Here is a 22,412-nt window from a genome sequence, read left to right on the forward strand (position 1 = left end):
ACAGGGCTGGAAGTGACTCAGACAGCCTGCATCAATTTTGCTCTCTAAGGCTCAAAGAGCTGCTGAGGGAATCATGTCCCACACTTTTCCCTCAAGCACTCGACCGTTGGCTTTCTTATTACGATGTTTTCCATCAGCTCCCCACGCCCCCCATTGCTTGAAGAAAAAGTCTACGCCAGCACTAACACACTGATTGCGAAGGCTTATGACCCATTCTTCTTTCATTGGGCGAGCGCCAAATCCTGACTCCCCACCTACAATCACCCAATGAATACCGCTTAATTGAATACGACCAAGATCTTCCAGTAACGGTTCTATAGATAAAAAGCGCGTTTTGGCCTCGATTGTCAGCAAGTCTGATATACGCGGCTTACCATACTTCTTGTTTTCAACAGAAACTCCGAGCCAAGCATTATCCGGTACTGCTCGAGTAGAGAAATATTCGCGCATATTGCCACTGCGTTTAGTCAATATTTGATAAGTGTGCTGTGGAGTAGCGCGAATAACATCCATCACCTGATCAATAAATATTTGGGGTATTTCATCTTGAAAAAGGTCACTCATTGAGTTGACGAAAAACATCGTAGGCTTACGCCGTTGAAGGGGTTGCGCTAACCGTTCTGGCATAAGGGAAAGCTTAAAGCCGTTTTCGTAACCTCGCGCGCCCATTGCTTGCAAACGTTTAGACATAGTTTCGGCATAACAATGCTTGCAGCCCGGTGATACCTTCGTGCAACCGGTGACAGGATTCCAGGTTTGTTCCGTCCATTCAATTTTACTCATAGCTTTTTTCCAGGACCTTCTCGAAAGAATACTGATGGCTTACGTGATTTATATTCTTTGTAGTTTAGTTTGTAAGCTCCTTTTCTTACCGATTTTCTTTCTACTGCATCAATGGCATACAGGACTTCCTCGGCGCATAGTTCACGTAAAACATTATTTCCGTGTTTTGGGAGAAAGCCTTTTCGAATTACTAATTCGTATAGCGTGAGGTTATCGGCTTCTCCATTGCTAACTAGTGCAGTTATGGCTTTTCGCAATACAGAAAGTCGATCGGTTTCCAGAAAGATATCTAACTGGTTTTCACCTGTGAACCCCTGTCCTTTCTGCGAATCCAACTCCCATTTGACTTCTACAATTTTCTCCAAGCCATATAGATGAGAAGTGATGAAGAACATCCCATAAAGATGGCGATTATGATTCCTGATACTATATGAGGCTGTAAAAAATTTTCCTTGAAACTTAAGAGCTGATTCTAAAGCCACAATAAATTCTTTTTCGCTTGTAATTTTTGTCACATCAAGTTCAAACTGCTCGATAAAATTTTTTAACGGTATATAGGGGTTATCCACTTCATCATCGATGGCTTTAAGTCTAAACCTATACATTTGCTCTATCGGCAGAAACAGAACTAACTCCGTCCTTCCCGTTACTAAAACAGCTTCAAGGTTTTCCTTATCAATATCTTTGTATCCGTACGGGTCAATAAAAATCAGGTTACGCGTATGGCGGTCTTGCGCAGGAAGTTTGGATGCAATTTTTTTGAGAAGATCAAACGCCTCATATCTGGAGAAGGTGATGAAAAATTGCTTCTCTGACGAATCCTTGCCAGCCAAGAGGTTTCTCAATTTTTTGACTTTAGCGGCATTCAAATCGTTTAAATGCAGATTGATGACCTTATCTGTGGTGATTTTCGCTTGAGCACTTGAAACAGCCTCCACCGCTCTTACTGCACTGCCAGTTTGGCCATCAGAGTACCTACCAGCACCGCAATAAAGATCATATATATTAATCTTATTGACATCTTTGGCAGCCAGAAGAATTTGGAGATATCGTTCCAGATATTTTGTGTAAAACTGGAGCTTCGCCTCAGTATGCGCTAGAACAGAATCCGCGGTTTCCTTCTTTGGCATAAGAAGCCTCCTTCTGATGAATATGAACTCACCAAATCTCAGACCGCAATTACATTAATATTCATCATAGACAATGCAGCGATATCACGCTATTAATCGCCAGCGCCGCGCGGAGAAAAACCTTTAATAGTTCGAAAGATAAGCTGAATGTCATATCACAGTGTTTCAGATTTTGCAGTGCGCTTAGAGCTATCCCTTATCTATACGCTGTAAAAAGTGCATTCTCCCAATTCCAAAACTACATCAGCGATATCAATTCCGCTGTAATATAAATCCCTGAAATAGCTTCCCTGTTACCACTCAAATTAACTGTCCGTATTACTTTTCACTCCACATTACTGACGAAGAGTAATAGCAGCCCTAATGAGACGACACGTAATCCGCTGACTGATGTGCAGGCGGAATGGCGAAGTGGGCTTTCATTCGCTTTATTTCTTCTGCAGGCGGCAGGCCGAACAGTCGCTTGAACTCGCGATTAAACTGAGAGGGGCTTTCGTAGCCCACCGCGTAACTCGCCGCTGACGCGGTCATCGCCTGGCGCACCATCAGCAATCTGGCTTGATGCAGGCGTACGGATTTAACGTACTGCATGGGGGATTGGCGCGTCATGTTTTTGAAGTGGCTGTGAAAGGTGGGCGCGCTCATGCCCGCTTCGGCGGCAAGCTGCGACAGATTGAGCGACTGCGCATAATTACCATGAATGCTTTTTAGCACCCGGCTGATCTTGCCAAATTGTCCCTGCATCGCCAGGGCTGAACGAATCACTCCGCCCTGCTCTCCCGTCAGGAAGTGGAAGTAAAGTTCGCGGAGTAGCGACGGCCCCAGAACCGCTGCGTCGAGGGGGCGGCTGAGCGCCTGCAGGAATCGTAATACTGACGCTTTCAACGCATGGTCCATGGGGCTGGAGATCATACTTTCCGGGGCGCTGGCGCGACTCTCCCCCGCTCCATGATGCTCGATTTGCAGCATGAGTTCCGCGGCGACTTTGAAATCAAGATGGATATAGATAGCCAGGAGTGGATGTTCCGGAGAAGCGTCCGTTTCCATGGTGAACGGCACCGGCACTGACACCGCAAGATAGTGCTGCGCATCGTAGATATAGCATTGATCGCCGAAGTAGCCCCGCTTGCATCCCTGACAGACCACCACGACGCCCGGGTCATAAAGCACCGGCGTGCGGGACAAAGGTCGATTGGAGCGCAGCAAACGCACATCGGGCAGCGGCGTCAGATTATAGCCCTCATCAGGCGCCAAGATCTGAAGACGCTCCACGATCTGTTGTTGCACAGTTTGAGGGGGCTCGTAGACATCGTCTTGATTCATTTATCGCTTTGCCACTCCAGCATGATTTACTCATCACTCATAAGAATAGGCAATGATTTCATAGTATAAGGCCTAATTTCTATCTGGATGGCTCATTAATATGGCAATCCACGCTAACAAAGGATCTAAGGAGCTTAACCATGTCATCCTCAAAAACCCTATTGATTACCGGCGTCAGCAGCGGCTTTGGGCGAGCCCTGGCGCAACAGGCGCTGGAAGCAGGCCATAAAGTGGTGGGAACGGTACGCCAGCCAGACGACCTGATGGCGTTTGAAGCGCTGCACGCAAGCCGCGCATTTGGCCGCAGGCTTGACGTGACGGAGTGGGCATCCATTGACGCGGTGGTGGCGGAAATTGAATCGACAGTCGGCCCTATCGATGTCCTGGTTAATAACGCCGGCTATGGCCATGAGGGGTTGCTGGAGGAGTCCTCCATGGCGGACATCCGTCGCCAGTTCGACGTAAACGTATTTGGCGGCGTCGCCATGATTAAGGCGGTGCTGCCCGCTATGCGCCAACGTCGTCAAGGGCGCATCCTGAATATCACGTCCATGGGCGGTTATATTACGATGCCTGGCATCACCGACTACTGCGGCAGCAAGTTTGCCATGGTTGGCGTCTCTGAAGCGTTGGGTAAAGAACTGCGACCATTCAATATCTTCGTCACGTCCGTGGCGCCGGGATCGTTTCGGACTGACTGGGCCGGTCGCTCAATGGTGCGCACTCTGCGCTCGATTGCGGATTACGACGCCTCCTTTGATCCGATTAGAAAAGCGCGCCTGGAGAAAAGCGGTAAGCAGTTGGGAGATCCAAAAAAAGCAGCGGCGGCGATACTGCGTGTGATAGACGCGGAGCAGCCGCCGGCGCATTTGCTGTTGGGCAGCGATGCGCTGAAGCTGGTGAGAGAACAACTGCAGGCGTTGCAGCGAGACATCGACGCCTGGGAATCGCTGACGCGCTCCACTGACGGCTGATCACGTTCTATTTGTACGACACCACAGGCTACTTGCCTGACGCACCAAGCTACCTACCTGACGCATCAGGACCTGCGCAAGTCATTGCAGATCAGGTCCTGTCCGTCATCTCCGTTTCAATGCGCCGCCGACATCAAAACTTATAAGACAACGCCGTGGTGAGGTCCGCCTGTTTCTTATCCACGCCGAACTTGGGCTGGTTGTCGTAACTCACGTTGTAGCTGACGCTGACGGAGAGTCCATACGCCATGGGAACGGCGGCGCCGATCATGGAGCGGTAGCGATAGTCGTCGCTGTCTTCTTTATTCTGCGAGTAAATCACGCTCTGGGACAGACTCAGCGCTCCGCCCATCAACGCGCAGTCAAAGGCTTCGTAGGCGCCGTAGCGCCAGCTTTCTTCGTGCGCATCTTCACCCGCCAGGATGGCGGTTTGCGAGTAGTCCTGGGACAGGTACACCGCGCCCGCCGCCGTGCTCAGCCGACAGGTCTTGGAGCGATAGGGATAAAATCCCGGCGCCAGAAACACCTCATGCTCTCTGTCCACCAGTTGTATTTCATCAGTGGAATAACGATAGCCCGCCAGCAGGTAATAGCGCTCGGAGAAATTGTACTGCCAGAAGTTGTCGCTGCTTTTCTTGTCCGATAACACCTGAGGACCGGTCTCGCTGCGTTGGATCTGGTTATAGGTCGAGATGATGTTCTTGGTCGTGGTCCAACTGGCTTCCAGCACATAGGTGCGGCTGTCGTAATCCGTCTGCCCTTTACTGGACGTAATGCTGGCGGAAGCGCCAATGGTCAGGGCGTCCGGCATATTCAACATCTTTCTCAACGGAGACTTTGTTTTGTCCTGAACGGACTGGGTTTTATCCTGAGCGGACTGGGCCGATGCAGTCGTCGTGGATGTTGAGGCGGAATCGTCAGCGACGACAAAAGGCGAAAACATCAGGGCGAAGACTGGGAAAAAGACAGACAGAGAGGCGACGCCGGAGGAACTTTCCATTGTTTTTCTTTGCTCCAGAGAATACCAGGGAGACCTGCGCGCCGGGCGCGCGCAGGCATGTCCGCGGCGCGCGAATGCACGCAGGGATAATATGCGGTCAGAGTGAACGCGTCAGTTCGATAAAACGATCAGCGTCCGGCTTACGCCTTGGCGGTGGCCGTTTTAGCGGTCTTGTCGTCTTTGCCGAGATTTTCCGCGTAGGCTTTGCCCTTCTCCAGTTCTTCCGCGTAGAACGCGCGCACCGCTTCAGGGTCGAAGTTCAGGAAGTTGCCGCCGGACTCAAAGTGCTGGATGAACACCCGCGCCAGCGCATAAGTAGAGGCGCCCGCCATAATCGCCACGCTGGTGGAGCCCAACACTGTGCCGATGACCGGAATCACCTTGGTCAGGCTGGCCAGGCTCATACCAATAGGAACGGGAGCCGCAGAGCCGACCAGAGAAGCAATCAATGACTTACCGATGTCCTGGGAGAATTTGATCTCATAAGTCTTTGACATGCTGTGCAGCATTTTCAACTGCAGCGCCGTCAAACCGGCGAAATCAACTACAGGAATCGGCACCAGCCCTATGCCCATTGACCCCAGCACGTACTTTCTGGTCATTGCGCGCACGCCCGCCAAACGCTCTTCTACATTCACTTCCGTTTCTGTTGTGTCTTCTTTAGTTGCTGTTGCAGCCATACTGATGTTCCCATATTGATGATTATTAGACTTACGCAGGGTATATACGTCCGTAAAACATCAAGTACAAATTCACGGGCGGTTATATATATCGTTACTATTTTATTTTCCGCCGCTGATAGCGATAGTAATAAAACAAACAACATATACAAAAAGAAGTCCTGGACCTCCGAAGTGTCCGTACTGAGACTAGTTCAATACCTATAGGCCCGCAAGTACTTTTTTTGTGCATTCGCGCCCTGTTTCAGCGCCGCCGTCGCTATATTTCAATTCTGCAAATCCCCTGTCATATAAGGCTTTCACGCCGGCCTCCCGATTTTTCGAATAACGCCCGCCAAACCGTCGCGCAAATGGGTCGCCAGGCCCTTCGCCAAGCCTGCGGCATTATTTTTAATTGCTTAATTGATATCGTCATAATTTGGGTCTACCATTTGACTGCAGCTGGAGTTAGCCCTACATGCTATAGCCGTTACTTAGGATTGAATCGTCTCTCCGCCGGGGAGAGAGAAAGGCATGGAAAAGGATCAGAATAATTATGCTTCACGTCCTGTTATATCTGCTTGTATGCTTATTTGTGGCGTTCCTTGGCAAAAATAAGAAGTTCGGCTTTACCTTAAACTTTTTTATTTCCTTTATATTCTCCCCCATCGTCGGCCTGATCGTTGTCTTCGCCCAGGCGGACAAGCACCTCGTCAAGACCTCGCCGTGATTCCCTCAATGGGCTTCATGGTCGTGTTTTCCAATATTTTTTCACCCCGGTGGCGTTAACGCGCCAGGCAATCACGCCGTCGTTATGAAGAAATATTAGAAGGCTTTACCGGAAGTAGCCTGAAGTCGTCCCGTGGCGTTTTGGCCGTGGGCCTCTATGCGGTAGGGAGGCGTGCGCCATGCGTCGGTTAAAAATAATAAATTACGACATCGAATCATGGTTACAGATACTACTCGCCGCGTTACAGACGCCGCTCGCCGTCCGTTTTACGCCGACATCAGTCGCGCGCTGCAGTCTCATGCGATCACTCAGGGGGACGCCGACGCCTTCGTCTTCCTGACCGAAGATCGCGACGCCCGTTTCCCGCTCACCTACGCTGAACTGGATCGACAGGCGCGACGCGTGGCCGCCTTGTTGCGACGTCACGCCCAGCCTGGAGAGCGGGCTTTGCTGCTGTTTCATCCCGGACTGGAATTTCTGGCCGCCTTCTTCGGCTGCCTGTACGCAGGCGTCACCGCGATCCCCATGCATCCGCCGAAAAAGAACCGCAGCGCAGAGCGTCTCGACAGCATTCTCGACGACGCCGACGCCCGCGTCATCCTCGCCAATGACTCCGTCGCAGCCGCCATCGCGGATGCGGACGTCGGCGACAAACGTTTACGGGAAGCGGTCTGGCTCACGGTGGACGCAAGTCTGTTAAACCCGGCGGATGCCGCAACAGGCAACGGCGCTTACGACAGAGAGAACAATAGTGAGGACAGCGAACCCGCATCGCTGCACGCGGACGATCTCGCTTTTCTGCAATACACCTCCGGCTCCACCTCCGCCCCCAAAGGCGTCATGGTGAGCCATCGCAACCTGATTCTGAATCTCGACGAACTGCATCGCTGCTACGGCCATGACGCTGACTCCATTGTGGTGAGCTGGCTGCCGCACTTTCATGATCTGGGGCTGATCTACGCCATTCTGACGCCCTTGTACGCAGGCTCGATCTGCTACCTGATGGCGCCGGCGACCTTCATCCGCAACCCGGTGCGCTGGCTGCAGGCGATCTCCGACTTCCGCGCCACACACAGCGCCGCGCCCAATTTTGCGTACCAGCTCTGTATCGATAAAATCAGCGCCGAGCAAAAGCAGGATCTGGACTTATCCTGCTGGCAAGCCGCCTGCAACGCTGCGGAACCGGTGCGCTATGAAACCCTGCGGGATTTCGCCGCCGCCTTCAGCGATTGCGGCTTCGACTATCAGGCCCTCTCACCCAGCTACGGTCTGGCGGAAGCCACCGTCAAAGTTTCCATCACTCCCATATCCGAACCGCCCACGGTGCTGCATGTGGAGCGGGAGGCGCTGTCCCAGGGCGAAGTGAAAATCGTCGCCGCCGGCGCGCCGGGCTCCACGCCCCTGGTCGGCTCCGGGCGGGTGGACATGGACACCAAGAGCCTGATTGTCGATGCGACGACGCGGACGCCCTGTCTGCCGGACAGAATCGGCGAAATCTGGGTGCGCGGCCCTTCCATCGCCAGCGGTTACTGGGCGCGGCCGGAGGCCACCTCCGACATCTTCGACGCGCATCTCGCCGACCCGCAGGGCAGATATGCCGGCCCCTACATGCGCACAGGCGACCTGGGATTCATTCATGGCGCGCAGTTATTCATCACCGGCCGCCGTAAGGATCTGCTGATCATCGACGGCGTTAATTACTATCCCCAGGACATCGAAAAGACCGTTTTCGCCAGTCATCCAGACCTGACCGCCGACAACGGCGCCGCCTTCTCCGTGGATATCGACGGCGAGGAGCGTCTGGTGATCGTGCAGGAGGTGAAACGCACCGCCGTACGTCAGCTGGACGGCGACACCGTGGCGCGCGCCATTCGTCAGGCCGTGTTTCAGGAGCACGAGCTGCCGGTGCACGCCATCGCCCTGCTAAAGCCGTTGCAGGCTTACAAGACCACCAGCGGTAAAATCCAGCGTCAGGCCAATCGCAAAGCCTGGCTGGACGGTTCGCTACAGCCGATCTATCAATGGCGCGCCGGCGCCCAGAACGATACAACAGCGCAGGCTGCGACACCGGCTCAAACACAGGCCGCCACTGAAGCCGCAACGCCCGTCATCGCGACGGAAAGCCCTAACGCCAAAGACATTGCCGACTGGTTAACCCAACAATTGGCGGCGATCACCGCCCTGCCCGCCGCCGACATTGACCCTAACGCGGATTTCGCCAGCTTCGGACTCGCCTCCCGCCACGTGGTCGCTCTGAGCGGCGAGCTGGAGCGCTATGCAGGCGTCGCCACGCCGCCCACCCTGTTTTATCAGCATCCCAATATCACGCGACTGGCGGCGTTTATCGCCACGTTGGCCAGCGGGGCGCCAGGCGCCAAAGACAACGGCGGCGCAACCAGAGTGAAGCGCAAAAATGCGCGCCTGGTGGATGTGGAAGCCACGCCATTTGAAAGCAACGATCCCATCGCCATTGTCGGCATGGGTTGCCGTTTCCCCGGCGCGGACGGTCCACAGGCGTTGTGGCGCTTGCTGAACGAGGGCGTGGACGCGATTCGCGAGACGCCGCCGGAGCGCTGGAGCAGCGACGCCTATTATCATCAGGAAGCCGGCGTCGATGGGCGCATGAACACCCGCTGGGGCGGTTTTCTGGATGACATTGACCAGTTCGACCCGCAGTTCTTCGGCATTGCGCCCCGGGAAGCGGAAACCATGGACCCTCAGCAACGCCTGCTGCTGGAAGTCTGTTGGGAGGCGCTGGAAGACGCGGGCATAGCTGTCAGCGCTTTGGCCGGTAGCGACGCCAGTGTATTCATGGGCGTCTGCAATACTGAGTTTCAACGCATCAGCTACGCAGACCGCAACGCCATTCGCATGCACACCGGCACCGGCGCCGCCGCCAGCGTGGCGTCTGGACGCCTATCTTATTTGTGGGACTTGCGCGGTCCCGCCATGACCATCGACACCGCCTGCTCGTCCTCCCTGGTGGCGGTTCATCAGGCCTGTGAATCCCTGCGCCGCAACGAATCCAGCCTGGCGCTGGCGGGAGGCGTCAACCTGATCCTGCTGCCCGGAGGCACTATTTCCCTGTCCCAGGGACGCATGATGTCGCCGACCGGCCGTTGCAAGACTTTCGACGCCGAGGCGGACGGTTACGTGCGCGGCGAAGGCTGCGGAGTTGTGATTCTGAAGCGTCTGGCGGACGCGCGCCGTGACGGCGATGAAATCTACGCGTTGATCCGCGGCTCCAGCGTGAATCAGGACGGCCATAGCAACGGCCTCACCGCACCCAATGGACAGGCGCAACAGGACGTGATTCGTTCCGCGCTGTTCAAGGCGGAAGTGCAGCCCTGTCGCATCCGCTATGTGGAAGCCCACGGCACCGGCACGGCCTTGGGCGACCCCATCGAGGTAAACAGCCTGCGGGAGGTGCTGGAAGAAAATCGCGACAGGAACCACCCATGCAGCATCGGCTCCATCAAAACCAATATTGGCCATCTGGAGGCGGCGGCGGGCGTGGCCGGGCTGATCAAAACCGCTCTCGCCCTCAAACACCGGGTGATTCCCGGCAGCCTGCATCTGCGTCAACGCAATCCTCTGATTGATATCGACGAGCGCCTGTTTCGCTTGCCCCAGCGCAGTGAGCCCTGGGACGGCGAATTGCTGGCGGGGGTCAGCTCGTTTGGTTTCAGCGGCTCCAACGCCCACGTCGTGCTGCAAGGCATCGTGGAAGCGCCCGCCGAATCCGCTTCCGACGCCGTGGCTGCAGCCACCGTGCCGCAAGGGGATGACGCGCCTTATCGCCTGTTAACGCTATCCGCCGCCGACGCCCAGGCGTTACAGGCGCTGGCGCGCCGTCACGGCGAACATCTGACGACCTTGCACGACAACGCCCAACTGGCTAACGGCGCAGGCTGGGCGGACTATTGCCATACGCTGAACAACGCCCGGGAGGCGTTGCCTTATCGTCTGGCTCTCAGCGCACAAAGCGCGCAGGACGCCGCCGGAACGCTCAAGACGTTTCAAGGACAGGAAGCGCCAAATCTGAGTCTCGGCGTGGCCCGACACGCTCCGGTGATTGTGTTCCTGTTCTCCGGTCAGGGCGCTCAGTATCCCGGCATGATGCGGCGTCTGTATGAGACCGAGCCGGTGGTGCGGGAAACCCTGGATCGTTGTGAAGCGGTGGCCGCGCCGTTGCTGGGGCAATCGCTGCTGGCGCTGATGTTCAATGCCGACCCGGACTCCGGCATCCATCAGACCCGTTTCACCCAGCCCGCGTTATTCGCCTGCGAAGCGGCGCTGGCGCGGCTGTGGATGTCCTGGGGCGTGCAGCCGCAATTGGCGTTGGGGCACAGCGTAGGCGAATACGCCGCCGCGCACGCCGCTGGTCTGTTCAGCCTGGAACAGGGCATGAAGCTGGTGTTGCGGCGCGGCGAGCTGATGCAGTCCCTCCCCGCCGGAGAAATGCTGGCGGTGTTCGCGCCCAGGGACAAAGTCGAAGCGCTGCTACAGGATTCCGGCGTCGCCCTGGCCATAGCGGCGGACAATGGACCCGACCTGACCGTGATCAGCGGTCGCGGCGAAGCCATGGCGCAGATACGCCCTCTGTTGTCCCAACAGGACATTCGCTTCCAATCCGTGCAGGTTTCCCACGCCTTTCATTCGCCGATGATGGCTCCTATTCTGCCGGATCTGCGCAAAGTGACGGAGTCGACGCCGCTGGGACATCTGCAATTTCCCCTGCTGTCCAACGTCACCGGCGACTTCATCGAAGCGGAGGATTTCGAACACGATTACTGGTTGCGGCACACCATGAATCCGGTGGAATTCCGCAAGAGCATGCTCACCGCCGCGGATCGCCATGTGGATCTGTTTCTGGAAATCGGCCCCGGCGCCAGTCTGTGCGGCATGGGCAAACGTTGTCTGCCGGACAGCAAAGCCGCCTGGGTGCACAGCATTCGTTATGGCGAAGACGAGCAGGCGTCTGTGCTCAACGCCCTGGGTCGCGTGTATTGCCATGGCGGCGCGCCGGACTGGCGCACGCTGCCGGGACGCCGCCGTCTGCGGGACGCCGCGCTGCCCAGCTATCCCTTCCAGCGTCATCGTTACTGGCCGCAGAACTATCAGGAATCTCACGCCAGCTCTGACCGGGTCGCCGATGGCCATCCGCTATTAGGTCGCGCCACCTCGCTGGCGGAGCCAACGGGCGACCTGTACGACCAGCATCTCGATGCCCGCGCGCATGCTTTTCTGGCGGGACACAAAGTCAGCGGCGGCGTCGTATTCCCCGGCGCGGCTTACATCGACATGGCCCTGTCCGCCGCAGGACGACACTGGCCGGACGCCGGCGCACTCTGCCGCAACATGCAATTCCACGCGCCGCTGGTCGTCGACGATCTGGACCACTGGCGGCTGCAGACTCAGTTTATTCAAACAGGCGCTGACGCCGCGCAGATCAGGATATTCGCTCGTCGCGATGGGCGTGATCAGAACGAAGCGCCCTGGCGACTCCACGCCAGTTGCGAAGTCAGCCGTCAGGACATTGCCGAGCATCAGGAACCACTGCGCCAGCTCCCTACTGAAGCCGCGCTGGCCCAATATGAAAGCAGCCTGTCCGGGGAGCAGTTCTACGCGCAATGGCGCCAACGGGGCAATGACTGGTCCGGCCAGTTTCAGGGCATTCAACGCATCTGGTCATCGCAACAGGAAGCCTGGGCGCTGATTCAGGCGCCTGAAGAGGCCGCCTCACAGCTCGACGCCTACCGCACGCATCCCGCCGTACTGGACGCCTGCGCTCAGACCCTGGCGGCGCTGGGAGGCGACGAGAAAGGCGCATTTGTCGGGCATTCCGTACAAAATCTGCGATTTTTGCGCAACTTCAGCAAATATAGCTACTGGGTGCGCGCCCGCCTGACGCAGCAGAATCCATCGTCCGAGCATCTGCTGAGCGGGTCGCTGGCTATTTTCGACAATCACGGCGACCTGTTGGCGGAAGTGGAAGGCTTACGCTTCAGCTTCCTCGACGCCGCCAGAAGACACAGCCCCGAGGCCGAACAGGGGTTCTCCTTCAACCTGACCTGGGAACGAACAGAGATCGCCGCGACGCCGGAGAAAACGCTCACGGAGGATCGTCAAACTGATTTTGACGCCGACGCGGTTTTCGCCAACGGGTCCTCTCAATTGGCGCTGCGTCGCTATGGCTCCGTCCTGCTCTGCATCGCGCCGGAGATTCCTGAAGACGCCGCCGAACCGGACGAATTGCTGGACAACCTGGTGGAACAGCTTGAGGCCATTCTTGAAGCCCTGGCCGCCGCACAGGAAGACGACGAGGACGCGCCCCGGCTTTGGCTGCTGACCCGTCGCGCCTACGCGGTGACGGAGACGGACGCCGCGGTCTGTCCCTACGCCGCGGCTCTATGGGGCTTTGGGCGCGCACTGGCGGTGGAGAAGGCCAATCATTGGGGCGGCATGGTGGACCTGGATACAGAAACGTCCGCTAAAGACCAGCGCCTGTTGCTGGAGACCATACTGGATCAGGACAGCGGCGCAGACGCTCAGTTCGCGATTCGCCACCGCGCCATCTATCGCGCAACATTGGGTCGCACCGATCTCACCGCCGGCAAAAACCGGACTTTTTCTCTGCGCGCCGACGCCAGTTATCTCATCACCGGCGGCCTGGGAGATTTGGGGCTGCGCTGGGCGCGCTGGCTGGCGGAGCAAGGGGCGCGACGGCTGGTGCTGATGGGACGCAATGGTCTGCCGCCGCGCTGCGACTGGACGCAATTGTCGCCAGACTCCCGCGACGGACGACGCGTCGCCGCGCTTCGCGAGATCGAAGCTCTGGGGGCGCAAGTCAGCATCGCCGCCATAGACATCAGCGACAGCGCCGCCTGCGCCTCCTGGCTGCATCGATATCAGCAACAGCAACCCGCCATTCGCGGCGTGTTACACGCCGCTGGCGTCGCTCACGCCATGGCCGTCGAGACGCTGGATCGGGAGGCGCTGCGCGGGGAAATCGCCGCCAAGGTCTGCGGCGGCGAAACGCTAAGTCGCTGTTTCCCGGTCGGCTCTCTGGATTTTCTGCTGCTGTTCTCCTCCACTTCCGCCGCGTTGCCCTCTCCCCGCCTGGCGGCCTACGCCGCCGCCAACGCCTGGCTGGATGGACTCGCCGCGCAACGGCGCGCGCAGGGAGAGCTGGCGCTGTCCGTGCAATGGGGCGCATTCCGTGAAATCGGCTTGATGGCGCGGGCGCAAAGAGACAACAACACCGCTAGTGTGGGTCTGACGCCAGACGCCTGCGTGGCGCTGACGCCTGCGCTGCTGGCGGCGAACCAGGCCGTCATCGGCGTCACACCGGAAGATTCCAATTTAACGGCTTACGCCGACGCCAGCCTGTACTTACAAGGGCTCAAGCCCGTACAGGTTGACGCGCCCGCCAGTAGCACAGCGGAGGAAAGCCCAGCGTCCCTGGACTGGCTCGATCAGCCTCAGGAGCAACGCCAGACGGCGCTGCTGCGCTGGTTAACCGAGCAGGCCGCCGCCGTTTTGCGACTGAACCCGGACAACCTCGACCCTGCCGCGCCTTTAACGCAATACGGGCTGGATTCGTTGATGGCGGTGGAGTTGCGCAATCGCATTGAGAAAAACCTGAACGCCAACGTCAGCATCGTCGACATCCTGAAAAGCAATGGCCTGGACGAACTCACGCAGAGCGTCGCTGACAGGCTTACTGAGCGTGACGCGAACAAAGGCGCCGCCACCGCCCCGGAAACTCTGCCCGCGCCCCTGGATTGCGGCGCGCCCTGGGAACTGTCTTACAACCAGCAGGCGCAATGGTTCCTGCATCAACTGGACCCGACTAGCCCGGCCTACCATGTCTCCTTCGCCGCCCGCCTGCGCGCCGGTTTTGCGGGAGAGCAGGATCACGCCTTCCTGCAGGCCGCGCTGAATCAGATCGCCCGCCGCCATCCGGCGCTGCGCACGGCGATTCAGGTGGACAGCAAACCGCGCCAGCAGGCTCGGGACGATATCGCGATCCCCTTACAGGTGGTGAACGCCCATGACCTTGACGCTTCCACGTTGTATCAGGAAGTGCGGCGCGCTTATCAAACGCCGTTCGAATTGTCCCGCGCGCCCCTGCTGCGCGCCTGCGCGTTCGTCACCGCTCAGGACAGCGTGCTGCTGCTGACCGCCCATCACGCGGTCTGCGACGGCTGGTCGCTGTGGGTGATTCTGGATGAGCTCAAAGCGCTGTACGAGGCGCGCCGCGCTGGCGTCGCCCCGGAACAGGCCGCGTTGCCGACGTTGACGCACTCCCAGGTGGATTTCGTGCGCTGGCAAAACGCCATGCTGGACACGGAACGCGGCGAGCAGCTCTGGCATTACTGGCGCGACGCTCTGGCGGACGCCTACTTCGAACTGAATCTGCCGGCGGACCTTCCCCGCCAAGGCGCGACGCAAAAAGCGGTGGGCGAATCCATCCACTTTCAGCTCGCCCCGCAACTGGACACAGCGCTGCGCACCCTGGCGAAACAACGGGGAACCACGCTGTTCAGCCTGATGCTGGCGGCGTACCAGCTGCTGCTGCACCGCCTGTGCGGACAGCAACGCGTTATCGTGGCCACGCCGGTGCACGGACGCAGCCATCCGGAATTTCAGCCGCTGGTGGGAGACTTTGTGAATCTCGCGCCGGTAAGCAGCCGCTTCGACCCGGAGCTGTCCCTGGACGACTACCTGCGCAACCAGCAGAACACCTTGCTCGACGCGCTCGCCCACGGCGACTATCCCCTGCCGTTGCTGGTGGAGCGGCTGGGCTTACAGCGTAATGGCATGGGGCAGTCTCTGGTGAAAACCACCTTCATCATGCAGAAGCCGCAAACCGACAACGCCACCCTGGACCTGTTCCTGGCCACCGACGACAACCTGCGGGTGAGCTGGGGCGACCTGCAACTGTCGCCCTATCCCATGCCGCAGCAGGAAGGCCAGTTTGAGCTGTCCCTGGAAATCGCCGATAGCGCCAATGGTCTGCAGGGTTTCCTGAAATACGACGCCAATCGCTGGAGCCGCACCGGCGTGGCGCGCTTGCTCCGACGCTATCGCCATATTCTGTCCTCGCTCAGCGTGGCCGGCCAGCTTGCCCAGCCGCTGGCCGACTTGTCCTGGTACGATCAGGACGAGCGCCATCAGCTGGAGCAAAACGCCTGCGAGGCTGCGCCCACGGAAGCCAGACTCACGGCGCCGGATCTGGTCAGCGGATTTCTCGACATGGTGCGGGCGTATCCCGAACGAATCGCCGTATCCGACGGGACCCGCCAGCTCAGCTACGCCGAACTCAATCAGCGCGCCAATGGCGTCGCCGCCTGCCTGCGTGAACAGGGGACGCCCGCCGGCGCCGCCGTGGGACTGTGCGTGTCGCGCAGCGTGGATCTCATTGTCGGCCTGCTGGGGATTCTGAAAAGCGGCTGCGGTTACCTGCCCCTGGACCCGGCGCACCCGCCCGCTCGTTTGAGCGCGCAACTGGCCGACGCCGGCGTCGCCGCCCTGGTCACCGACCGCGCCATCATGCCGACTTTGGCCGCGCTGGAAGGCCTCGGCGCCGCGCAATGGCTGTGCGTGGAGGATGTCACCACCACGCGCGAAGAACCGCAGGTCGCTCTTGGGCCGGACAGCCTCGCCTATCTGATTTACACTTCCGGCTCCACCGGCGCGCCCAAGGGAACGCTGGTGGAGCACCATAGCGTCATCAATCTGGTCAACGCCCTGTGGGATCAGGTCTATCATCGTTACGACCAGCCCATCGCCGTCGCCCTGTGCGCCAATACTGTGTTTGACGCCTCAGTGCAGCAGATTTTCGCCGCCCTGCTGCTGGGTCATCGATTGCTGATCGTGGACGCCGACAGCCGTCGCGACCCCGCCCGCCTCGCCGATTTACTGAATACCGAACAGGTGCGCTGCGCGGACTGCACCCCCAGCCTGCTTGGCATGCTCACCGGCGCGGATCAGGCCAGTCGTCTGACGCTGGACAGCCTGCTGGTAGGCGGCGAAGCCCTGTCGATGGAGCTGGTGCGCGCCTTTTATGAGGCCAACCACCACAGCACACTGATCAATGTGTACGGACCGACGGAATGCTGCGTCGACGTCAGCGCCTGCGCCCTGCAACGCAACGCCCTGCCCGAAGCCGCCATCGCGCCGCTGGGCCGTCCTTTGCGCGGCGCCAGTCTGTTTGTGCTTGATCCCTGGGGGCAGCCTTTGCCGACAGGCGCCGTAGGAGAAATCGTGATCGCCGGCGCCGGCGTCAGCCGCGGCTATCTCAAGCGCCCGGAATTGCAGACGGAAAAATTCGTCGCCCTGCCCGAACTAAACGCCTCCCGCGCCTATCGCACCGGCGACCTCGGCCGCTGGCTCGACGACGGCCAGTTGCACTATCTGGGACGGCGGGACGCGCAGGTGAAAATCCGCGGTCACCGGGTGGAGCTGGGCGATATCGAAAGTCAGCTGGCCGCCCATGACGCCATCGCCGAATGCGCCGTCGCGCTGTTCGCCCAACGCCAGCAACTGGCGGCCTATGTGGTGTATCGCCAGGATGCGACCCCGCCGCCCAGCGCTCAGGATCTGCAGACCCATTTACGGGATCGGCTTCCTGAATACATGATCCCCGCCTATATCCTGACGTTGCCGCGTCTGCCCATGAACGCCAGCGGCAAACTGGATCGCCGCGCCCTGCCGGAACCGGAAGGCGTCGCCGCCATGGACGGGGGCGCGCCGGTGTCGGAAGTGGAGCGGCGGGTGGCGGATATCTGGCGACACTGCCTCAATCTGTCCCGCGTGGGCCGTGACGACAATTTCTTCGATCTCGGCGGCCACTCCTTGCTGCTGGCCCAGGTGCAGCGTCAATTGAGCGACGCCTTCGGACGTCCGGTGGCGATGGTGGACCTGTTCGCCAATCCCACCGTGGCGGCGACCGCACGCCTGCTCAGCGCCGCGCCGGAGGAAGACGCGCTGTCCCAGGCGCCCCGTCGCAAAAACAATCGTCTGGCGGGCCGTCGCAACGCCAAAGAAGCGCAAAGGAGTCTGCGTTCCAATGAACAGCTTTGAAGACAATCCCGAAGCCGGAGCCGAGAGCGCTATCGCCATCGTCGGTATGGCCTGCCGCTTTCCCGGCGCGGACACGCCAGAGGCGTTCTGGCGCAATCTGGTCGCCGGCGTGGAAAGCGTCGCCGAACTGACCGATGCGGAACTGGACGCCGCCGGCGTGCCGAAAAGCGAATACCAGCGCCCGGACTACGTGCGCCGGGTGGCGGCGCTGGGAGATGTGAGCGGATTCGACGCCGCCCTGTTCGACATGAATCCCAGAGAGTCGCAATTGCTCGATCCGCAGCACCGATTGCTGCTGGAATGCGCCTGGGAAGCCCTGGAGCGCGCCTGCTGCAATCCGGATGAGTTCGCCGGTCCCATCGGGGTATTCGCCGGTTGCGGCATGCCCAACTATTTTTATCGCCATGTGCTGCCGAATACGGACGCCCGCCGAGTGTCGGATCTGTATCAGGCCATGCTGCTCAACGACAAGGATTTCCTCAGCACCCGCATCGCCTATAAATTGGGCCTCACCGGTCCCGCCGTGGGAGTGCAGACCGCCTGCTCCACCTCCCTGATGGCGGTGCATCTGGCCTGCCAGAGTCTGTTGGCGGGGGACTGCGACCTGGCCCTGGCCGGCGGCGCGTCAGTACAACTGCCGCAACACGGCGGTTTTCGCAGCCAGAGCGGCATGATTCTGTCGCCGCGGGGCCAATGCCGGGCGTTCGACACCGAAGCGGACGGAACCGCCGTCGGCAGCGGCGCGGGGCTGGTGGCGCTGAAACGCCTTGACGACGCCCTGGAGAACGGCGACCGCGTGCTGGCGGTGATTCGCGCCACCGCCGCCAATAACGACGGCCGTCGGAAAGTGGGCTTCACCGCTCCCAGCGTGCAGGGACAGGCGGAAGTCATCCGGGAGGCGCAGCTCACCGCCAATATCGACCCTCGTTCGATTCAGTATGTGGAGGCCCACGGCACCGGCACCCATCTGGGCGATCCCATTGAGATCGAAGCGCTGGCGCGGGCTTTCGACATCGCGCCGGGGGGCGGTCGCCGTTGCGCCATCGGCTCGGTGAAAACCAATATCGGGCACCTGGACGCCGCCGCCGGCGTCGCCGGTCTGATCAAGACGGTACTGTGCCTGCATTACGAGACCTTGCCTCCCAGCCTGCATTGCCAGCAACCCAATCCTCAGATCGACTGGCTGCGCACGCCCTTCCGGGTCTGCAGCGAAACGGAATCCTGGCCCCGGGGAGACGCGCCGCGAATCGCGGCGGTCAGCGCCTTCGGCATGGGGGGCTCCAACGTGCACGCCATTCTGGAGGAAGCCCCTCTCGCAACCCGCGCCCCCCGCAGCGCGTCCCATCAGCAAGACGAATCGGCGCTCAGTCAGTTGCTGCTGCTGTCCGCCGCCGGCGAACAATCGGCGGATCAGGTGGCGGAACGTCTGGCGCAACATCTGGACGAGCGACCCCAGACTTCGCTCGGCGACCTCGCCTACACCCTGGCGCTGAGCAAGAAAGCCTTGCCCTATCGCGCGACCCTGGCGGCAGCGACGCCCGCGGAAGCCATCGCGCAGCTGCGTTTTCCCAACGACCTGAGCTGGCGGCGGGTGCAGGACAGCGCGCCGACGGCGGCCTTCATGTTTCCCGGACAAGGGGCGCAGTATGCGGGCATGGGCGCGGAGCTGTATCTGACCGAACCGGTCTATCGCCAGACGGTGGACCAGTGCCTGCAAGCCGCGCCGCCTCTTATTGCGCAGAAGCTGCGGCCGTTGCTGACCCGCCCCCGCAGCGCGGACGCGGAACAGGGAGACAAAGACCTGAAACAAACCGCGCTGGCGCAACCTGCGCTGTTTATCGTCGATTACGCCATGGCCATGCTGTTGCAAAGCTGGGGTCTGACCCCGCAGGCGGTGATCGGGCACAGCCTGGGGGAATATGTGGCCGCCTGCGTGGCGGGCGTATTCAGCCCGGAATACGGCGTGCGTCTGGTGGCGGAAAGAGGCCGCCTGATGCAAAGCATGCCCGCGGGAGCCATGATCGCCGTACGCATTCCCCGCCAGCAGGCGGAAGCCTACGCCGGCGCGGGAGTATCCCTGGCGGTGGCCAACGGCCCGCAAGCCAATGTATTCGCCGGTCCCCCCGGCCCCATGGAGGATTTCGCCGCCGCGCTGGAGGAAGCGCAGATCGGCTATCGCCGTTTGCAGGCCTCCCATGCGTTTCATACGCCGATGATGGAGCCCATGCTGGACGCCTTCGCCGAGCTGCTCGACGCCATGACGCTGCAGGCGCCGCGGCTGCCGGTTTACTCCAACATGAGCGGCGCGCGTCTCAGCGCCGAGCAGGCTGTCAGCGCGGACTACTGGCGCCAGCATCTGCGACGCCCGGTGCAGTTCTATCAGGGATTGCAGACCCTGTGCGCGGACACCCATGTGGATACTCTGCTGGAAGTAGGTCCGGGACGCGCCTTGACCGCATTCGCCGGCGCCCTGCCGCAAACCGGGGAGACATGTCGGGAAGCCATCGCCACTTTCGCCGCCGGTCCCGGCCAGGATTCGCGCAAAAGCGCCCTGGAATGCGTCGGCCGTCTGTGGAGCAAAGGATTCGCCATCAACCGCCCGGGCCTGTTTGCAAACCTGGACGGGCAATTCATCCCCACGCCCACTTATCCTTTTGACCGCCGTCGCTACTGGATCGATCCGCCCAAGCTCACCGGCGACGCCCTCTCAGAGGAGCGCCAGCCTCTGGAGGACTGGTTCTACACCTGTTCCTGGAGCCGTTTGAGCGGGACGGCGAACGGCAACGCCAGCGGCGGCAAATGGCTGCTGCTGACCAACGCGGGCGCTGACGCCACTACCGACGCATTAATTCAGAGGCTGTCAGAACATCGACCGCACACATTGGTCACCGTCACGGACATCGCCGTCACCGCACTGGCGCCCCACGCCGAGCATCCCGGCCAGCGCCAAACCATCGCCCTGCCCGCTGACGCCGCCAAAGATCCCGTCGCGCTGTTCGCCCTGCTGGCGGAGAATGACTTGTTGCCGGACCATGTGCTGTTCGCCCGCAACCTGAGTCCACAGACTTCAATCAGCGCGGAGTATGAGACCGCGTCTCAGGACCTGTCTCTGCTGAGCGCCTTATTACAGCAATTGGGCGCATTACGAGCCGACGTGTTCATTGCCGTGGCGACCACCGGAACCCAGTCGGTGCTGGGTTCGGAATCCTTGCGTCCCGCACGGGGCGCGCTGCTGGGTCCGCTGTTGAGCGCGAGGCAGGAGTTTCCCGCGTTGCGCACGCTATTGCTTGATGTGGAAGACGCTTCCGCCGTCGCCACCCTGGCGCGACAGGCCCCGGCGTTACTGACTTTGGCCGATCCTGACCAAGAGGCGGACTTCAACGCCGGACCGCCCATCGTCGCCCTGCGCGGACGTCATGCGTGGCGTTGCGAATGGCGACCCTGTCGGGTAGACGGCGAATCAAACGTGGCTGGCTCCGTCGCCGAGGAGCCCGCCGCCAGCGGCGTTTATCTGATCACTGGCGGCCTTGGCAAAATCGGGCTCGCCCTCGCCACAGGTCTGGCGCAGCGCGGCGCGCGTCATATCAGATTAGTGTCGCGCACGCCTCTGCCGTCACCGGAGCAGTGGCCGCAATATCTGGATGATCCATCAATGCCTGACCGGCAACGCCACGCCATCGCAACCCTGATGGCCCTGCACGAAGCGGGCGCTTCGATCAGCGTCACGGCGGCGGACGTTACCGACGTCAACGCCATGGGCGCGCTGCTGGATGAATTGTGCGACCGCTACGGCGCCATCGACGCGCTTATTCACGCCGCCGCCGACATGTCCCAGGCCCAGGAGCAGCCCATCAGCGCCGATCTGGCGCAAACCTGGGAAACCATGATCCAGGCCAAGGTCGAGGGCGTGCGCGCCCTGTCCGGACTGGTCACGCAACGTCCGGTGCGTCGCGTGGTTTGCATGTCTTCCCTGGCGGCGCTGTTGGGAGGCTATCAAATGGGGGCTTACGCCGCCGCCAATCTGGTCATGGACCTGGAGGTCGCACAGTGCGCCGCTCGCAGTGACGCAAATCATGGCGCCAAATGGCTGTCGCTTAACTGGGATGCTTGGCGTCCACATAGCGCCAGCGGCCTGGGCATGGGCGCGAACGCAAAAATTGCGCAGGAATTTTTTGACAAATCCGCATTGGCCGCCAATGCTATAGATTCAAAGGAAGGGTTTTTGGCGCTTGAGCATGCATTGCGGCTATCCGACGCTGTGCTGCAGATGGAAGAAGAGCACCAGGTTGCGATATCCACACTATCGCTGAAGTCTCGGTTCTACCGACTTTACCATCCCCGGAGAAAAGCTCCCGGCCATGACGCCGGAGCATGTTCTCGGCCACATTCAGTACCTCCCGGCAGTAGCGGTGACCTTGCGCCCGGCGATCACGCGGAGCTTATGCTGTGCGACATTCTGGGCGAACTTCTGGCTGTACCGATCCTTAACGTAAAGGACAATTTTTTTGATCTCGGCGGCGATTCCCTGATCGCAACGCAAGCGATTTCCCGTATTCGCGAACGTTGCGGCGCGGACCTGTCCCTGGCGGATTTTTTCAAATGTCCGTCGGTGCGGGAGCTGGCCGCGCTGACCCGTGACAAAACGGACGGGAACAGCGCCGAAAGCGGTCAGGCGCCATCTGCGGACGCGCCGACGAGGGTTGAAATAGAACTATAAAGACA

General features: G+C 59.9%; 9 protein-coding genes. 4 read left to right on the forward strand and 5 right to left on the reverse strand.

All coding sequences use genetic code 11. From position 1 onward, the window contains the following. Window positions 1-51: 51 nt before the first annotated feature. The 3 genes from ONV78_RS08240 to ONV78_RS08250 form a co-directional block, all read right to left on the reverse strand. A complete protein-coding gene (locus tag ONV78_RS08240; RefSeq protein WP_279502490.1) occupies window positions 52-783 on the reverse strand; it encodes a phage Gp37/Gp68 family protein in 732 nt (243 codons plus the stop codon). Continuing rightward, the gene (tcmP, locus tag ONV78_RS08245; RefSeq protein WP_279502491.1) at window positions 780-1,913 is read right to left on the reverse strand and encodes a three-Cys-motif partner protein TcmP; all 1,134 of its coding nucleotides are present in this window, start codon (window positions 1,911-1,913) and stop codon (window positions 780-782) included. Before tcmP ends, ONV78_RS08240 begins: the two co-directional genes overlap by 4 nt. Window positions 1,914-2,273: 360 nt before the next feature. After that, complete coding sequence (locus ONV78_RS08250; protein WP_279502492.1) at window positions 2,274-3,236, reverse strand: AraC family transcriptional regulator; 963 nt, start codon at window positions 3,234-3,236, stop codon at window positions 2,274-2,276. A 140-nt stretch (window positions 3,237-3,376) separates the two neighbouring features. Between ONV78_RS08250 and ONV78_RS08255 the strand changes: the two genes are divergently transcribed. Continuing rightward, on the forward strand, window positions 3,377-4,210 hold the full coding sequence (locus ONV78_RS08255) for an oxidoreductase (protein WP_279502494.1): 834 nt from the start codon (window positions 3,377-3,379) through the stop codon (window positions 4,208-4,210). A 133-nt stretch (window positions 4,211-4,343) separates the two neighbouring features. Here ONV78_RS08255 and ONV78_RS08260 read toward each other — a convergent pair whose 3' ends face one another. Then, window positions 4,344-5,210 carry a DUF481 domain-containing protein gene (locus ONV78_RS08260; RefSeq protein WP_279502496.1) on the reverse strand — a complete coding sequence of 289 codons (867 nt, stop codon included), beginning with the start codon at window positions 5,208-5,210 and terminating at the stop codon, window positions 4,344-4,346. A gap of 140 nt (window positions 5,211-5,350) precedes the next feature. Further along, window positions 5,351-5,890: a DUF697 domain-containing protein gene (locus tag ONV78_RS08265; RefSeq protein ID WP_127971198.1), complete on the reverse strand. Its 540-nt coding sequence runs from the start codon at window positions 5,888-5,890 to the stop codon at window positions 5,351-5,353. A gap of 535 nt (window positions 5,891-6,425) precedes the next feature. Here ONV78_RS08265 and ONV78_RS08270 point away from each other — a divergent pair. From ONV78_RS08270 to ONV78_RS08280, 3 genes are all read left to right on the forward strand, one after another. Beyond that, a complete protein-coding gene (locus ONV78_RS08270; protein ID WP_011396807.1) occupies window positions 6,426-6,599 on the forward strand; it encodes a hypothetical protein in 174 nt (57 codons plus the stop codon). A 216-nt stretch (window positions 6,600-6,815) separates the two neighbouring features. Continuing rightward, complete coding sequence (locus ONV78_RS08275) at window positions 6,816-17,690, forward strand: non-ribosomal peptide synthetase/type I polyketide synthase (protein WP_279502497.1); 10,875 nt, start codon at window positions 6,816-6,818, stop codon at window positions 17,688-17,690. Continuing rightward, window positions 17,677-22,407 carry a type I polyketide synthase gene (locus ONV78_RS08280; RefSeq protein ID WP_279502498.1) on the forward strand — a complete coding sequence of 1,577 codons (4,731 nt, stop codon included), beginning with the start codon at window positions 17,677-17,679 and terminating at the stop codon, window positions 22,405-22,407. Before ONV78_RS08275 ends, ONV78_RS08280 begins: the two co-directional genes overlap by 14 nt. The last annotated feature ends 5 nt before the right edge of the window (window positions 22,408-22,412 follow it).

It is taken from the genome of Hahella sp. CR1, from assembly GCF_029813005.1.
Classification (GTDB): domain Bacteria; phylum Pseudomonadota; class Gammaproteobacteria; order Pseudomonadales; family Oleiphilaceae; genus Hahella.

Bases quoted from the DNA above. Each gene is read 5' to 3' on its own strand.
- ONV78_RS08240 (WP_279502490.1), bottom strand. From the start codon at position 783: ATGAGTAAAATTGAATGGACGGAACAAACCTGGAATCCTGTCACCGGT.
- tcmP (WP_279502491.1), bottom strand. From the start codon at position 1,913: ATGCCAAAGAAGGAAACCGCGGATTCTGTTCTAGCGCATACTGAGGCG.
- ONV78_RS08250 (WP_279502492.1), bottom strand. From the start codon at position 3,236: ATGAATCAAGACGATGTCTACGAGCCCCCTCAAACTGTGCAACAACAG.
- ONV78_RS08255 (WP_279502494.1), top strand. From the start codon at position 3,377: ATGTCATCCTCAAAAACCCTATTGATTACCGGCGTCAGCAGCGGCTTT.
- ONV78_RS08260 (WP_279502496.1), bottom strand. From the start codon at position 5,210: ATGGAAAGTTCCTCCGGCGTCGCCTCTCTGTCTGTCTTTTTCCCAGTC.
- ONV78_RS08265 (WP_127971198.1), bottom strand. From the start codon at position 5,890: ATGGCTGCAACAGCAACTAAAGAAGACACAACAGAAACGGAAGTGAAT.
- ONV78_RS08270 (WP_011396807.1), top strand. From the start codon at position 6,426: ATGCTTCACGTCCTGTTATATCTGCTTGTATGCTTATTTGTGGCGTTC.
- ONV78_RS08275 (WP_279502497.1), top strand. From the start codon at position 6,816: ATGGTTACAGATACTACTCGCCGCGTTACAGACGCCGCTCGCCGTCCG.
- ONV78_RS08280 (WP_279502498.1), top strand. From the start codon at position 17,677: ATGAACAGCTTTGAAGACAATCCCGAAGCCGGAGCCGAGAGCGCTATC.